The organism is Massilia sp. Root335 (assembly GCF_001425685.1).
GTDB lineage: Bacteria > Pseudomonadota > Gammaproteobacteria > Burkholderiales > Burkholderiaceae_D > Telluria > Telluria luteola.
Genome location: NZ_LMCY01000026.1, coordinates 187,400 through 201,323 on the forward strand (window position 1 = coordinate 187,400; position 13,924 = coordinate 201,323).

The 13,924-nt window shown below is 67.5% G+C and carries 13 protein-coding genes; 7 read left to right on the plus strand and 6 right to left on the minus strand.

The window, feature by feature from the left end:
• Nucleotides 1-12: 12 nt before the first annotated feature.
• The 3 genes from ASC93_RS14895 to ASC93_RS14905 are packed head-to-tail and all read right to left on the minus strand — an operon-like array spanning nt 13 to nt 3,315.
• Complete coding sequence (locus ASC93_RS14895; RefSeq protein ID WP_056443420.1) at nt 13-1,401, minus strand: HAMP domain-containing sensor histidine kinase; 1,389 nt, start codon at nt 1,399-1,401, stop codon at nt 13-15.
• Nucleotides 1,382-2,086, minus strand: a complete 705-nt coding sequence (locus ASC93_RS14900; RefSeq protein WP_056443422.1) for a response regulator transcription factor — start codon at nt 2,084-2,086, stop codon at nt 1,382-1,384. The genes ASC93_RS14895 and ASC93_RS14900 overlap by 20 nt, the downstream gene beginning before the upstream one ends.
• Nucleotides 2,087-2,115: 29 nt before the next feature.
• A complete protein-coding gene (locus ASC93_RS14905) occupies nt 2,116-3,315 on the minus strand; it encodes a pyridoxal phosphate-dependent aminotransferase family protein (RefSeq protein ID WP_056443424.1) in 1,200 nt (399 codons plus the stop codon).
• Between the two features lie 593 nt (nt 3,316-3,908).
• On the opposite strand from ASC93_RS14905, the gene ASC93_RS14910 reads away from it, so the two are divergent.
• From ASC93_RS14910 to ASC93_RS14925, 4 genes are all read left to right on the plus strand, one after another.
• Entirely contained in the window at nt 3,909-5,225 is a 1,317-nt protein-coding gene (locus tag ASC93_RS14910; protein WP_157201934.1) for a carbohydrate porin, read from the plus strand.
• A 12-nt stretch (nt 5,226-5,237) separates the two neighbouring features.
• Nucleotides 5,238-6,965: an ABC transporter permease subunit gene (locus tag ASC93_RS14915; protein ID WP_056443427.1), complete on the plus strand. Its 1,728-nt coding sequence runs from the start codon at nt 5,238-5,240 to the stop codon at nt 6,963-6,965.
• An 87-nt stretch (nt 6,966-7,052) separates the two neighbouring features.
• Nucleotides 7,053-8,354, plus strand: a complete 1,302-nt coding sequence (locus ASC93_RS14920) for a nitrate/sulfonate/bicarbonate ABC transporter ATP-binding protein (RefSeq protein WP_056443430.1) — start codon at nt 7,053-7,055, stop codon at nt 8,352-8,354.
• A 1-nt stretch (nt 8,355) separates the two neighbouring features.
• The gene (locus tag ASC93_RS14925; RefSeq protein ID WP_056443433.1) at nt 8,356-8,922 is read left to right on the plus strand and encodes a DUF4337 domain-containing protein; all 567 of its coding nucleotides are present in this window, start codon (nt 8,356-8,358) and stop codon (nt 8,920-8,922) included.
• 99 nt (nt 8,923-9,021) lie between these two features.
• On the opposite strand, the gene rph is transcribed toward ASC93_RS14925, so the two are convergent.
• From rph to ASC93_RS14940, 3 genes are read right to left on the minus strand one after another with little or no spacing between them, the layout of a single operon-like run.
• The gene (rph, locus tag ASC93_RS14930) at nt 9,022-9,756 is read right to left on the minus strand and encodes a ribonuclease PH (protein ID WP_056443436.1); all 735 of its coding nucleotides are present in this window, start codon (nt 9,754-9,756) and stop codon (nt 9,022-9,024) included.
• 31 nt (nt 9,757-9,787) lie between these two features.
• Entirely contained in the window at nt 9,788-10,717 is a 930-nt protein-coding gene (locus ASC93_RS14935; protein ID WP_056443442.1) for a PP2C family serine/threonine-protein phosphatase, read from the minus strand.
• Between the two features lie 9 nt (nt 10,718-10,726).
• A complete protein-coding gene (locus ASC93_RS14940; protein ID WP_056443446.1) occupies nt 10,727-11,716 on the minus strand; it encodes a serine/threonine-protein kinase in 990 nt (329 codons plus the stop codon).
• Between the two features lie 166 nt (nt 11,717-11,882).
• Here ASC93_RS14940 and ASC93_RS14945 point away from each other — a divergent pair, with 166 nt between their 5' ends.
• The 3 genes from ASC93_RS14945 (at nt 11,883) to rpoZ (ending at nt 13,911) form a co-directional block, all read left to right on the plus strand.
• On the plus strand, nt 11,883-12,770 hold the full coding sequence (locus ASC93_RS14945) for a YicC/YloC family endoribonuclease (RefSeq protein WP_056443449.1): 888 nt from the start codon (nt 11,883-11,885) through the stop codon (nt 12,768-12,770).
• Between the two features lie 173 nt (nt 12,771-12,943).
• A complete protein-coding gene (gene gmk / locus ASC93_RS14950; RefSeq protein ID WP_056443451.1) occupies nt 12,944-13,591 on the plus strand; it encodes a guanylate kinase in 648 nt (215 codons plus the stop codon).
• Nucleotides 13,592-13,707: 116 nt separating this feature from the next.
• Nucleotides 13,708-13,911: a DNA-directed RNA polymerase subunit omega gene (rpoZ, locus tag ASC93_RS14955; protein ID WP_056443456.1), complete on the plus strand. Its 204-nt coding sequence runs from the start codon at nt 13,708-13,710 to the stop codon at nt 13,909-13,911.
• Nucleotides 13,912-13,924: the final 13 nt, after the last annotated feature.

Here is a 13,924-nt window from a genome sequence, read left to right on the forward strand (position 1 = left end):
AGGCCGGACGCGCTAGGCGTGCGGGAACACCATGCGCGCTTCGAACCCGGGGTCGGCGCGGCGCAGCGCGAGCGTGCCCTCGTGCAGCTGGGTGATGGCGGTGACGATCGACAGGCCCAGGCCGTTGCCCGGCAGGTGGCGGCTCTGGTCCACGCGGTAGAAGCGCCGCGTGATCTTGTCCATGTCGTCGGCCGGCACGCCCGAGCCGTAATCGCGGACCGTCAGTACCGGCGCGCCGTCCACCGTGTCGACCCCGACGTCGACCCGGCCGCCGCTGCGGCCGTACTTGATGGCGTTGTCGATCAGGCTCGCGAGGGCGCTGGCCAGCAGGTCGCGGTCGCCGCGGATGATCGTCGGCCGGCCGGCGAAGCGCAGCAGCACGCCCTGCTCTTCGGCGGCCGCTTCGTACAATTCCGCCATGTCGTGCGCGATGGCGGCCAGGTCGAGCTTTTCGAAGGTGCCCGCGCGCACGCCGGATTCCAGCGCGGCGATCTGCAGCAGCTTGTCGAACAGCGAGATCACGCTGTCGATGTCCTCGATGGCCAGGCGCGCGTCCGCCACGAGCGCGTGCGGATCGGCCGACGCCTGCAGCGCGCGGTCGAGGCGCGAGCGCACGCGCGACAGCGGCGTGCGCAGGTCGTGCGCGATCGAGTTCGACACGTGGCGCACGCCCTCCATCAGGGCTTCGATGCGGTCGAGCATGCGGTTGATGTCGTCGCCCAGGCGCGCGAATTCGTCGTTGCCCATCACGACGATGCGGCTGGACAGTTCGCCGGCCGCGATGCGCGCCGTCGTGCGGCGGATGCGCCCGATGCGCGCTTCCAGGCGCGAACGGAAGATCTGGGCGCCGAAGAACGCGAGCACGATCGACACGGCGGCGCTGACGAGGAGCGCGCGCTCGACGACGCTGCGGATGGCGTCGAGTTCGATCAGGTCGCGGCCGACGATGAGCCGGCTGCCGTCGTCGAGCCGCGTCGCGATGAGGCGCACGGAAACGGGCGCGCCGTTGCGCTGCATCTGTCCGAATCCGAGCTCGCCGGACGCCGGCAGGTCGCCGTACCAGCGCCCCAGGTTGCCGGCCAGGACGCGGCCCTGGGTGTCGACGACGCCCACCACCTCCGTATCGGTGTCGATCAGGTCGTGCAGCTGGGCGTCGATCTCGCGTACGAGGCCGCGGCGGCCGTCGCTGGTCCAGGCGTCGGCCAGGCGCTCCTCCACGCTCATGATCTTGCTGTCGATCGAGCGCTCGAACACGCCCACCGTGCCGAAATAGACGATGCCCGACAGCGTGGCCATCGACGCGGCCAGCAGCAGGCCGTAGCCGACCGCCAGCCGGAACGCGATGGAGCCGCGCAGGCCGACGCCCGCGCCGGGGCCCGGTCTAGCGCGAGGACGGACCATACGTCGGGGCGGCGCTCAGCACATAGCCGGCGCCGCGCACCGTGTGGATCAGGGCCGGGGTGAAATCCTTGTCGATCTTGCTGCGCAGGCGGCTGATCTGGACGTCGATCACGTTCGTCTGCGGATCGAAATGGTATTCCCACACGCCTTCCAGCAGCATCGTGCGGGTGACGATCTGGCCTTCGTGGCGCATGAGGTATTCGAGCAGGCGGAATTCGCGCGGCTGCAGGGTGATCGTCGTGCCCTGCCGCGTCACGCGCATCGTGCGCACGTCGAGCTGCAGGTCGGCCACCTGCAGCACGGTGGCGTCGCGCGACCAGGCGTTGCGCCGGCTGAGGTTTTCCACCCGGGCCAGCAGCTCCGACATGACGAAGGGCTTGGTGAGATAGTCGTCGCTGCCGGCGCGCAGGCCGCGCACGCGCTCGTCGACGCTGTTCAGGGCGGACAGGATCAGCACCGGCGTGCCGTCGCCGCGGGCGCGCATCTGTTCGAGGATGCCGAGGCCGTCGACCTGGCCGGGCAGCATGCGGTCGAGCACGACGACGTCCCAGCGCGTCTCCTGCAGGCGGCGGTTGCCCGCCTCGCCGTTCGTCTCCGCCTGCACGGCATAGCCGGCCGCGCGCAATCCGCTGCAAAGGTAGTCGCGCGTTTCGGTGTCGTCTTCGATCACGAGGCAGTTCGGCATGGTTCGGCTCTTGGTCTTTCTCGGGTTGACTATAGCATGGAGGCCAGGCGCGCCATCACGGCCACGACGTGGTCGATCTGGGCGCGCGTATGCCCCGCGTTGAGCATGAAGCGCAGGCGCGCCTGGCCCACGGGAACGGCCGGGAACTGGATCGCGTCGACGTGGATGCCCTCGGCGCGCAGCGCGCGCTGGAACCGCTGGCAGCGCTCGGCGTCCTTGACAAGCACCGGCACGATCGGCGTCTGCGTCGACGTGAGCGTGTAGCCCAACGGGCGCATGCGCTCGACGAAGTAGCGCTGGTTGTCCCACAGGCGCACGCGCCGGTCCGGCTCTTCCCGCAGCAGGTCCAGCGCGGCCAGCAGGGCGTTGGCCTGGTCCGGCGGCGGCGGACAGGTGAAGCCGTAGGCGGAACTCGTCAGGCGCAGCACGTCGGCCATCTCGCGCTCCAGCGCCACGAAGCCGCCGATGGCGCCCAGCGCCTTGGACAGGGTCCCCATCTGCATGATGGTGGGGCTGTAGCAGCCGTAGTGCTCCGACGTGCCGCCGCCGTTTTCGCCCAGGATGCCGGTGGCGTGGGCGTCGTCGACGTACAGGATCGCGCCGTATTTCTCGGCGAGTTGCGTCAGCTCGGGCAGCGGCGCGATCGTGCCTTCCATGCTGAACACGCCGTCGCTGACGATGATCGGGCTGACGCCATCGGCCGCTTTCAGCAGCGACTCCAGGTGGTCCATGTCGGCATGGCGGTACGTGTGCTTGTCGGCGCCCGACATCAGGATGCCTTCGCGGATGCTGATGTGGTTGTACTCGTCCGTGAAATACGCGTACTTGCGGCGCTTCTTGGCGCGATAGCCGTGGATGCGCGCCAGCAGGCCGACCTTGACGAGCGTGGACAGCACGCCGATGTTCGTCATGTAGCCGGTGACGAACAGCACGGCGTCGGTCTTGTGCTTGAGTTCACCCAGCCGGCGCTCCAGCGCGCGGTACACGGGCAGGTCGCCGCCCAACAGCCGCGATTCGCAATTGCCGACGCCGTAGCGTTCCAGGCCCGCCTTCGCGGCCTCCACGAGACGGGGATGGTTCGCCAGCGCCAGGTAATTGTTGGTGCTGAACGACACGGCAGCCTCGCCGTTCACGCGGAACACCGGGTCCGGCAACGTGTCGTGGACGGGCGTCTCGTGGTGAATGGCGTGGGTTTGCAGCCAGTCTGCAATGTCGGCGAGGTCGTGCATGTTTGGGGGCAGTGTCGGAAATGGACGCGCTGCCGGATTGGCATGGAAATGGCGCTGCGATGCAGTATAGGCGAGCGGCGGGAGCGTAAAAATTACGATCAGGTAATGTCACTCACATTAACAAACGGTAATATCGTAAAGACAAATACGCCGCTATCATTCGCAGCGGCCTCCACGTCCGCCCAGCCGTTTCGTTCGCGCGCGCGAGCGGCGCCGCCCTGCCGTTGCGCATGTCATTGCGGTGCAATATTCAGTGCCCAGGATAGCGCTCCAAAGCGCAGGATATTTCCTTGACGCTAGAAAGGACGGCCACGTAGAATCCGACCGTTTTCATTTCATGGAGTCCCTTTCATGGGCACTTGTTCGAGTGGCAGTTGTTGCCGGCCCGAGGCCGGTCCGGCCCCGGCAAGATAACGCAGGTCCTTCCTCCTGCCGTCATCTCGCCCCGGGCGAATGATGGTATCCGCGTCCCTTTGCATCCGGGACATCGCATTCCACGACAAACGAATCGTGCTGCACGCCTTCTAACGAGGGACGCGCACGGCGTCACCAAGCGCGAATGAAAGGTATGCCGTTCACCGACGGAGATACCGATGTTTCGTTGTTCGATGTTGTACTGTGCCGCCTGGCTGCTGGCCGCGGCGCCCGGTGTACGTGCCGACGACCTCCCCACGGCGGAGGCCTGGAACGCGCACGTCCAGGCCACGTACGTGTGGCAAGCCAAACCCGCGTTCGGCGCCGCCTACACCGGCCCCGCCAGCCTCGCCCCGTGGCGCGAGACGGCCTATTCGTTCAGCGCCACGGCCGCCTTCGGCATGCGTCCGTGGCAGGGCGCCGAACTGTACTTCGATCCGGAAGTCGTGCAGGGCAAGGCCATGTCCGGCCTGCACGGCCTGGGCGGCATGACCAATGGCGAGCAGCAGAAGACGAGCGGCACGAGCCCGACGTTCTATCGTGCCCGGCTGTTCCTGCGCCAGACCTGGAACCTGGGCGGCGACATGCAGGCGGTCGAATCCGACATGAACCAGCTGGCGGGCAGCGTGGCAAGCCGCCGCGTCGTCCTGACGGCCGGCAACCTGGCCGCGTCCGACATCTTCGACGCCAACAGCCAGGCCCACGACGCCCGCAGCCAGTTCCTCAACTGGGCCCTCGTCGCGCACGGCGCCTGGGACTTCGCCGCCGACGCGCGCGGCTATACGTGGGGCGCGGCGCTCGAATACGACGATAGCGACTGGGCCGTGCGCGCGGGGCGCTTCATGCTGCCCGCCGAATCGAACGGGCTCGCGCTCGACAAGCGCATCTCCCGGCACCATGGCGACCAGGTCGAGCTGGAGCATCGCCACACCTGGCTGGGGCAGGCGGGCGCGGTGCGCCTGCTGGCGTTCCGCGACCGCGCGCGCATGGGATCGTTCCGCGACGCGCTGGCGGCGAGCGCGCCGGGCGCGGTGCCCGATGTGGGCAGCGTGCGGCGCGAGCGCGGCAAGACGGGCTTCGGCGTAAGCCTGGACCAGGCGGTCGGCGCGAATGCCGCAGTGTTCGTGCGCGCCAGCCGCAACGACGGGCAGTCGGAAACGTATGCGTTCGCCGAGATCGAACGTTCGGTCTCCATCGGCGCGACCTTGCAGGGCGCGGCATGGCACCGCACCGGCGACACGCTGGGCATCGCCGCCGTCGCCAACGGCCTGGCGCAGGCCCACCGCGACTACCTGGCGGCCGGCGGCGTGGGCGCGTTCATCGGCGACGGCCGGCTGGATTATCATCCGGAGCAGATCGTCGAAACGTACTACAAAATCGGGCTAAGCCGGTACGCCGCCCTGTCGCTGGACTGGCAGCACATCGCCAACCCGGCCTACGACGGCGCGCGCGGACCGGTGAATGTGGTCGGCCTGCGCCTGCACGGGCAATACTGACGGAGACGAGACATGTTCGAACTGTTCACCCCGGGCCGCACCGGCCGCTCGTTCCTCACGACCACCCCGAACCGCTGGGACTGGGCGCTGCTGCCGCTCGTCCTCGTCGTGCTGGCGCTGGCCGCCTATGGCGCCATGCAGATGGCGCGCCCGTTCGTGCTGGGCCAGCCGACGCCGATCTCGCTCGACCCGGCCTTCCTGCCGTACTACCTGCTGCGCACAATCCTGCGCATGTTCAGCGCCCTCGGCGCCGCGCTGCTGTTCACGTTCACGTTCGCGGTCGTCGCCACGCGCTGGAAGAGCGCTGAAAAGATCATGGTGCCGCTGCTGGACGTGCTGCAGTCGGTGCCGATCCTGGGCTTCCAGGCTATCGCCATCGCGCCGTTCATCGCCCTCTTCCCCGGCAACCTGCTGGGCGTGGAATGCGCCGCCGTGTTCGCGATTTTCACGTCGCAGGCCTGGAACATGGCGTTCAGCCTGTACCAGTCGATGAAGACGATCCCGCCCGAACTGGCGGAAGCGGCGCGCGTGTTCCGGCTGTCGCCGTGGCAGCGCTTCTGGCGCCTGGAACTGCCGTACGCGATGCCGGCGCTGCTGTGGAACATGATGATGTCGATGTCCGGCGGCTGGTTCTTCCTCGTCGCGGCCGAGGCGATCTCGGTGGCGGGCCAGGACATCAAGCTGCCCGGCATCGGCGCCTACATCGCGGTCGCCATCGAACAGAAACAGGGCGCCGCCATCGCCTGGGCCATCGCCGCCATGTTCGCCGGCATCCTGCTGTACGACCAGCTGTTCTTCCGCCCGCTGCTGGCGTGGGCCGACAAATTCCGCTTCGAGGAATCGCAGGGCGAATACGCCCAGCAATCATGGGTGCTGGACTGGGGCCGCCGCAGCGTGTGGATCCGCGCCCTCACCGACCGCATGTGGGCGATGCTCGCCCGCACGCTCGGCTGGTTCGGCACGCGCGACGTCGTCGACGCGGCGCCGCGCCCGTCGCGCTTCACGCTGTCCACGCGCGCGATCGACCGGATCGTCCTCGTGCTCGCGCTGCTGGGCGCGTGGCGCTTCCTGCTGTTCATCCACGCGCAGGTCGGCTGGGGCGAGGCGCTGCGCGTCGTGGGCCTCGGCTGCATCACGCTCGTGCGGGTGATGCTCCTGATCGGCCTCGCCTCGCTCGTGTGGGTGCCGGTCGCCGTGTGGATCGGCCTGCGCCCGCGCTACGCCCAGGCCGTGCAGGCGCTCGCGCAATTCCTGGCCGCGTTCCCCGTCAACCTGATGTTCCCGATCGTCGTCTACGCGCTGGTGCACCTGCGCCTGAACCCGAATATCTGGCTCAGTCCATTGATGGTGTTCGGCACGCAGTGGTACATCCTGTTCAACGTGGTCGCGGGCGCATCGACCCTGCCGAACGAGCTGCGCCTCGCGGCCGACAACCTGGGCCTGACGGGCTGGCTGAAATGGAAGCGCGTGTACCTGCCGGCCGTGTTCCCGAGTTTCGTGACCGGCGCGATCACCGCGAGCGGCGGCTCGTGGAACGCGAGCATCGTGGCGGAGTACGTCACATGGGGCAAGACCTCGCTCGTGGCCGATGGCCTGGGCAGCTACATCAAGCAGATGACGGACGCCGGCGACTTCCACCGCATCGCCCTCGGCATCGGCGTGATGTGCGTGTTCGTCATGTTGTTGAACCGCTTCTTCTGGCGCCGGCTGTATTTGCTGGCCGAGGACCGCAGCAGGTGATGCGCATGGTGGGCACAGGGTGCCCACCCTACCGAATACCGACCGTAGGGTGGGCACCCCGTGCCCACCGAACTCATTGGAACCACCATGGAAAAACTGGTTGAACTGAATGGCGTGAAAAAGGCCTTCCGCAGCGCCGACGGCGCCCCGCGCACCGTGCTCGAAGGCGTCGACTTCACGCTGGCCGACGGCGAGATCGTCGCGCTGCTCGGCAAATCCGGCTCCGGCAAATCGACGCTGCTGCGCATCGTCGCGGGCCTCGTGCCGGCCGACGCGGGCAAGGTCGAATACCGCGGACGGCCCATCCGCGGGCCGCTGTCCGGCGTGGCGATGGTGTTCCAGTCCTTCGCCCTGTTCCCGTGGCTGACGGTGCAGCAGAACGTGGAACTCGGCCTGGAAGCGCAGGGCGTCGCGCCCGCCGCGCGGCGCGAGCGGGCCGACGCGATGCTCGACCTGATCGGCCTCTCCGGCTTCGGCAGCGCGCTGCCGCGCGAGCTCTCGGGCGGCATGCGCCAGCGCGTGGGCATCGCGCGCGCGCTCGTCACGCACCCGGACGTGCTGCTGATGGACGAAGCCTTTTCCGCCCTCGACGTGCTGACGGGCGAGACGCTGCGGGGCGACATCCTCGACCTGTGGGACGGCAAGCGGATTCCCACGCGCGGCATCCTGATCGTCTCGCACAACATCGAGGAAGCCGTCATGATGGCCGACCGCATCATCATCCTGTCCAGCGATCCGGGCCGCGTGCGCCACGAGATCCGCATCGACCTGCCGCGCCCGCGCAACGCCGACACGCCGGAGGTGCGCGCCCTCGTCGACGAAGTCTACGGCCTGATGACGATGCGTCCCGCCGCCGCGCCGGCGCTGGGCGCCGCGCGCCCGGCCGCCATCGACTACCGCGTGCCGGACACGGACGTGGGCCGCATGGAGAGCGTGCTGGACCTGCTGGCCGGCGCGCCGTACGACGGCCGCGCCGACCTGCCGCAGCTGTCGGAAGACACCGAGCTGCCGGACGAGGAACTGTTCCCGACCTACGAGGCACTGGGCCTGCTGGGCCTCGCGCACGTCGAGCGCGGCGACATCGCCCTGACCGGCCTTGGCCTGCGCTATGCCCAGGCCGACCAGGCGCTGCGCCAGACCCTGTTCGGCCAGCAGCTGTCGAAGAACGTGCCGCTGGCCGCGCGCATCCGGCGCCAGCTGGAGGACGAGCCGGGCGGCGCGCTGCCGGAAGATCCGTTCATCGACCTTCTGGAAGACACGCTGGAAGCGGACCAGGCCAAGCGCATGCTGGAAGTGGCGATCGAATGGGGCCGCTACGGCGAATTGTACGAATACGACTATCACACGGGCCGGCTGAAACTGCCGGGCACCGGCAACACGAAGGAGTGACATGGAAGGATTGGACATCACCGGCGACTCCAGGCTGGATCGCAAGGTCGCGCTGACCGTCGCGCTGCTGGCGTCGTTCATGGGCGTCTGCAAGATCAAGGACGACAACATCGTGCAGGCGATGCAGCAGGCGCAGGCCGACAAGATCGACCACTGGGCGTTCTACCAGGCCCGCAACCTGCGCCAGGAACAGGCGCATACGACCTTGCTGCAGCTGCGCCTGGCCGCGGCGGCGCGCCCGGCCGGCGAGCAGGCAGGCTACGCCGCCGCGATCGCGGAGCTGGAAAAACTGGAGAGCGGCCAGGCGAAAAAGAAGGACGAGGTGGTGGCGCAGGCCAGGCAGGACCAGGCGACGTACGACGCGCTGAATTACCGCGACGACCAGTTCGACCTGTCCGACGCGGCGCTGGCGCTGGCCTTGTCGCTGCTGGCCGTGACCACCTTGACCCGGCAGCGCTGGCTGTACCTGGCGGCGCTGGTGCCGACGGTGGTCGGCGTGTTCTATGGCGTGGCCGGGTTGTGCGGGCTGCCGTTTCACCCGAGCTGGTTGACGGGGTTGCTCTCGTAGCGCCGATACGTCATCCCCGCGCAGGCGGGGACCCAAGTTTGCCGGCAGCACGGCAACGCATACAAAATGGGGCCCCTGCCTTCGCAGGGGCGACGGTATTCATGCTGTCAAGCCGAGCGCCCGCTTCTGCAGGCCGACCAGCTCGCGGATCCCCTGCTCCGCCAGGTCGAGCAAGCGGTTCATGCCCGTCCGGTCGAAGGCCTCGCCTTCGGCCGTGCCCTGCACCTCGACGAAGTGCCCGGCATCCGTCATCACGACGTTCATGTCCGTGTCGCAGCCGGAATCCTCGATGTAGTCCAGGTCCAGCACGGGCACGCCGGCCACCACGCCCACCGAGATCGCGGCCACGAAGTGCTTCACCGGCACGGCCGGGATCAGTCCCGCCGCCACCAGCCGCGAAAACGCGTCATGGGCCGCCACCATCGCGCCCGTGATCGACGCCGTGCGCGTGCCGCCGTCGGCCTGGATCACGTCGCAGTCCAGGTGCAGGGTGCGTTCGCCGAAAGCTTCCAGGTCGAACGCGGCGCGCAGCGAGCGGCCGATCAGGCGCTGGATTTCCTGCGTGCGGCCGGACTGCTTGCCGCGCGCCGCCTCGCGGTCCATGCGCGTGTGCGTGGAGCGCGGCAGCATGCCGTATTCCGCCGTCAGCCAGCCCTGCCCCTTCCCCTTTAAAAAGCCCGGCACTTTTTCTTCGATGCTGGCGGTGCAGATCACCTTCGTGTCGCCGCACTCGATCAGCACGGAACCTTCGGCGTGCTTCGTGTACTGGCGGGTGATGCGGATGGCGCGCAGCTGGTCGACGGCACGGCCGCTGGGGCGGAGGGTTTCGGTCATGGATGTCCTTCTTGTGAGTGGTTGTTCGGGTTTATTTCAGTATCTGCGACGACTTCTCGATCGCGTCGCGGATCTCGGCGATCGCCTTTTCGATGTCGTCCTCGTCGAACGGATCGTCGGGGCCGGGCGCGGCGGCCGGGGAATCGATGCGGCTCGTGACTTCGCCCTCGGGCAGCATCTGCGTGGAGACGACGCCCGGATCGGCGGCAAGGGCCGGCGTGCCCGCGCCCTGCCACTGGATGGCGAGGGCCGTCGTGTTGTCGCCGCGGCTGCCGGCGATGGCAGTGGCCATCGCGACCATCTCCGGCACGGCCTGCACGACGCCGTGCGCGGACAGGCGGTGCGCGATCTCGGTGTCGGGCAGGACCGACCACAGGCCGTCTGAGCACAGCAGCAGGATGTCGCCCGACTCCAGGCTCGCGCCGCGCGTCAGCTCGACCTTCGGCGGCGTCGACGCGCCCAGGCAGTTGTACAGCTTGTTGCGGTCCGGGTGCGTGGCACGCTCGCTCGCGTCGGCCTGCCCTTTCGCGATCAGGTACTCGATGTGCGAATGGTCGCGCGTGCGCCCGAGGACCTGCCCGCGGCGCAGCCAGTACAGGCGCGAATCGCCGCAATGGGCCCACACGGCGCTGTTGTGCTGCACCAGGCAGGCGACGATCGTCGTGCGCGGGGAATCCGGCATGGCGTGCTCGCGGGTGTAGCGCAGGATGTCGTCGTGGGCCTGCTGCAAGGCCTCTTCGAGGAAGCGTTCGGGCTTGCGCACGTACGGCGTGGCCTGCGCCTTGAAGCGCGCGGCGATGCTTTGCAGGGCGATCGTGGCCGCAACCTCGCCGCGCAGATGGCCGCCCATGCCGTCCGCCAGCACGAGCAGCAGCGCTTCGCGCGTGTACAGATAGCCCATGCGGTCCTGGTTGAGTTTGCGGCCGCCGATGTGGCTTTGCTGGTAGACGGAGAATTGCATATCGGTTCCTCAGTTACGTCCGCCGCGGCCGAAGCCGATGCGTCCCACGAGGCCGCGCCAGCCGGATTCCGGGGCGGCCTCCGTCGCCGCCTGCTGCGCCCCGGTGCGCGCCGCGGGGAGCCCGGCCTGCAGCGCCTTCTGCACCGCGAACACGCTCTGCGGCCGCGCCAGCGGATCGAGCGCGAGGCAGGCGCTCACCATCGCCACCAGGCCCGGCGTGTACGCGCCTTCGAGCCGCGCGATCTGGTCGATCATCGTGTCGGCCACGCGGCGCTGGTCGGCCGGCTGCGGCGGCGCGCCCGCCATGCAGGCGAACATGGCCGCGCCGATGCTGTAGATGTCCGTCCACGGCCCGAGCGCGGCCCCTTTCGCATACAGCTCGGGCGCGGCGAAGCCGGGCGTGTACATGGGCGCCAGGGTGGGCGAATCGGTATGGATGGTCTGGCGCGCCGCGCCGAAGTCGAGCAGCAGGGGCGAGCCGTCGGTGCGGAGGTAGATGTTGGCCGGCTTCAGGTCCAGGTGCAGCAGCTTGTTGGCGTGGACCTCGCGCAGCCCGGCGCAGACGCCGTTGAAGACCTGCCGGATGAACGGTTCGCCGGCGCGGCTGCCCTTGGCATTGATCCGCGCGGCATATTCCTGCAGCGAGTGGCCGGCTTCGTAGGCCATCACCATATAGACCGTGTCGTTGGCACGGAAAAAATTTAACACACGCACGACGTTCGGATGGACGATGCGCGCCAGCGCCCGCCCTTCCTCGAAAAAGCATTTCAGGCCGATGCGGAAGACGGGCAGATTGGTCTTGGCGATCACGGGCGCGAGCGCGCCCGGCGGGCGCAGCGCCAGGGCGCTGGGCAGGTATTCCTTGATCGCGACGGCGTTGCCGTCGCCGTCATATGCCAGATAAACAATACTGAACCCGCCGGACGCAATTTTCTTTACAATGCGATATCCGCCAATTTCCAGGCCATCGGGCAAGGGAGCATTATTCTGGGCAGCCATTTGGGAAAGTATTCCTTGCTAAACACGGGGATTGTGTGGATAAATCACCGCTTTGTAAAGAATAAGGGAATCTCGCAAAACCACAGCGCGCGGCGCCACCCGCACCGCGCCGCCGGGCGGGTCGCGCAGATTCCGGAAATCGGGGACTCCATTGAGCATTTCTAGCATGACAGGTTATGCGGTCGCCACAAGCGAAGGCGCTGCCGGCACGCTGACGATCGAGATCAAGAGCGTCAATTCGCGCTTCCTCGACCTGCAGTTCCGCATCAACGACGATTTGCGCGCGCTTGAACCGGACCTGCGCTCCGCCATCATGGCAGCCATCACGCGCGGCAAGGTCGAGGTCCGTCTGTCGTTCGGCCGCAAGGCCACGACGGGCTCGCAGGCCCTCAACCACACGCTGCTGGCCGACCTCGCCCGGCTGCAGACCGAGGTCACGCGCCACTTCGTATCCGCGCCCCTGATGACGGTGGCCGAACTGCTGCGCTGGCCGGGCGTGATCGAGGAAGCGCAGATCGGCCAGGAATCGCTCCAGGCCGACGTCGCCGCCCTCGCCGCGAAAACGATTGCCGCCTTCGTCGACAGCCGCAAGCGCGAAGGCGCCGCGCTGGAAGCCATGCTGGTCGCGCGCATCGAGGCGATGGAAGCCATCGTCAAGCGCATCACGCCGCTGATCCCGCAAGTCATCGCCCAGTTCCAGCAAAAGGCCATCGAGCGCATGCAGGACGCCCTGGGCCTCGCCGGCCACGGCAATCCGCAAGTCCTCACGCGCCAGGAAGTATTCGAACGGATCCGCCAGGAAGTCACGCTGTACGGCATCCGCATCGACGTCTCGGAAGAATTGTCGCGCCTGACGGCGCACCTGACCGAGACCCGCCACATCCTCAAGAAAGGCGGCCAGGTCGGCAAGCGCCTCGACTTCATGATGCAGGAACTGAATCGCGAGGCGAATACGCTGGGCGCCAAGGCTTCCGTCAAGGAGCTTGCGGATGCGTCGATGGAGCTCAAGCTGCTCATTGAACAGATGCGCGAGCAGGTACAGAATCTCGAATAATCGCGGGCACGCCGCAGGGCGCGCATGCGTCACGCGTGGGCACGGGGTGCCCACCCTACCGCAACATTCGTAGGGTGGGCACTTCGTGTTTCGGGCATCTAGCCCGAAACACTGCCCACGCGGATTTAGAATCACCGATATATCAAGAATCACACGTAACAAAGGAACCCACCATGCTCACCTCCGCTTTCTCAGGCAGCCTGTTCGTCGTCGCCGCTCCGTCCGGCGCCGGCAAGTCGACCCTGGTCAATGCGCTGCTGGCGCTGGAACCGGGCATCAAGCTGTCGATCTCGACCACGACGCGCCCGCCGCGCCCGGGCGAAGAGGACGGCCGCGAATACCACTTCACCAGCGCCGAGGATTTCGTCGCCCGCGCCGACCGCGGCGAATTCCTGGAATGGGCCGAAGTGCATGGGAATTACTACGGCACGAGCCGCCTGACCGTGGAACAGGAAATGAAGACGGGCATCGACATCCTGCTGGAAATCGACTGGCAGGGTGCGCGCCAGGTGAAGAAGCAGTTCCCGGATGCGGCCGGCATCTTCATCCTGCCGCCGTCGATCGCGGCGCTGGAAGAGCGCCTGCACAAGCGCGGCACCGACGAGCCGCACATCATCACGCGGCGCCTGCTGGCCGCGGGGGGCGAGATCGCTCACGCTCCCGAGTTCGAGTATGCTATCATCAACGAAGAGTTCAACGTCGCCCTGTCCGAGCTGCAGGCGATTGTCAGGGCGACACGTTCGCGCTTCGCCCAACAGGCAGCCCGCAACGCCTCGCTGTTTGCCCAACTGGGAATCCACGCGCAGCTACCGCAAACTTGACCATTGGTGGGCACGGTGTGCCCACCCTACCGCGATTCGTAGGGTGGGCATCCCGTGCCCACCTGCCGTTTGCGTGACAGAATTATCACTGAAACAATTTCATCTGTGGAGTTACCATGGCCCGCATCACCATCGAAGACTGCCTGAAAAACATTCCGAACCGTTTCCAGCTGACCCTGGCCGCGACCTACCGCGCGCGCCAACTGCTGCAAGGCCATACCCCGAAAGTCGAAGCCAAGGACAAGCCAACCGTCGTCGCGCTGCGTGAAATCGCTGCCGGCAAGGTTGGCCTGGAAATGCTGAAAAAAGTCCCGATGTAATTCGGGCGGTGCC

Bases quoted from the DNA above. Each gene is read 5' to 3' on its own strand.
- ASC93_RS14915 (WP_056443427.1), top strand. From the start codon at position 5,238: ATGTTCGAACTGTTCACCCCGGGCCGCACCGGCCGCTCGTTCCTCACG.
- ASC93_RS14920 (WP_056443430.1), top strand. From the start codon at position 7,053: ATGGAAAAACTGGTTGAACTGAATGGCGTGAAAAAGGCCTTCCGCAGC.
- ASC93_RS14900 (WP_056443422.1), bottom strand. From the start codon at position 2,086: ATGCCGAACTGCCTCGTGATCGAAGACGACACCGAAACGCGCGACTAC.
- ASC93_RS14940 (WP_056443446.1), bottom strand. From the start codon at position 11,716: ATGGCTGCCCAGAATAATGCTCCCTTGCCCGATGGCCTGGAAATTGGC.
- ASC93_RS14945 (WP_056443449.1), top strand. From the start codon at position 11,883: ATGACAGGTTATGCGGTCGCCACAAGCGAAGGCGCTGCCGGCACGCTG.
- rph (WP_056443436.1), bottom strand. From the start codon at position 9,756: ATGACCGAAACCCTCCGCCCCAGCGGCCGTGCCGTCGACCAGCTGCGC.
- rpoZ (WP_056443456.1), top strand. From the start codon at position 13,708: ATGGCCCGCATCACCATCGAAGACTGCCTGAAAAACATTCCGAACCGT.
- ASC93_RS14935 (WP_056443442.1), bottom strand. From the start codon at position 10,717: ATGCAATTCTCCGTCTACCAGCAAAGCCACATCGGCGGCCGCAAACTC.
- ASC93_RS14910 (WP_157201934.1), top strand. From the start codon at position 3,909: ATGTTTCGTTGTTCGATGTTGTACTGTGCCGCCTGGCTGCTGGCCGCG.
- ASC93_RS14905 (WP_056443424.1), bottom strand. From the start codon at position 3,315: ATGCACGACCTCGCCGACATTGCAGACTGGCTGCAAACCCACGCCATT.
- ASC93_RS14925 (WP_056443433.1), top strand. From the start codon at position 8,356: ATGGAAGGATTGGACATCACCGGCGACTCCAGGCTGGATCGCAAGGTC.
- ASC93_RS14895 (WP_056443420.1), bottom strand. From the start codon at position 1,401: ATGGTCCGTCCTCGCGCTAGACCGGGCCCCGGCGCGGGCGTCGGCCTG.
- gmk (WP_056443451.1), top strand. From the start codon at position 12,944: ATGCTCACCTCCGCTTTCTCAGGCAGCCTGTTCGTCGTCGCCGCTCCG.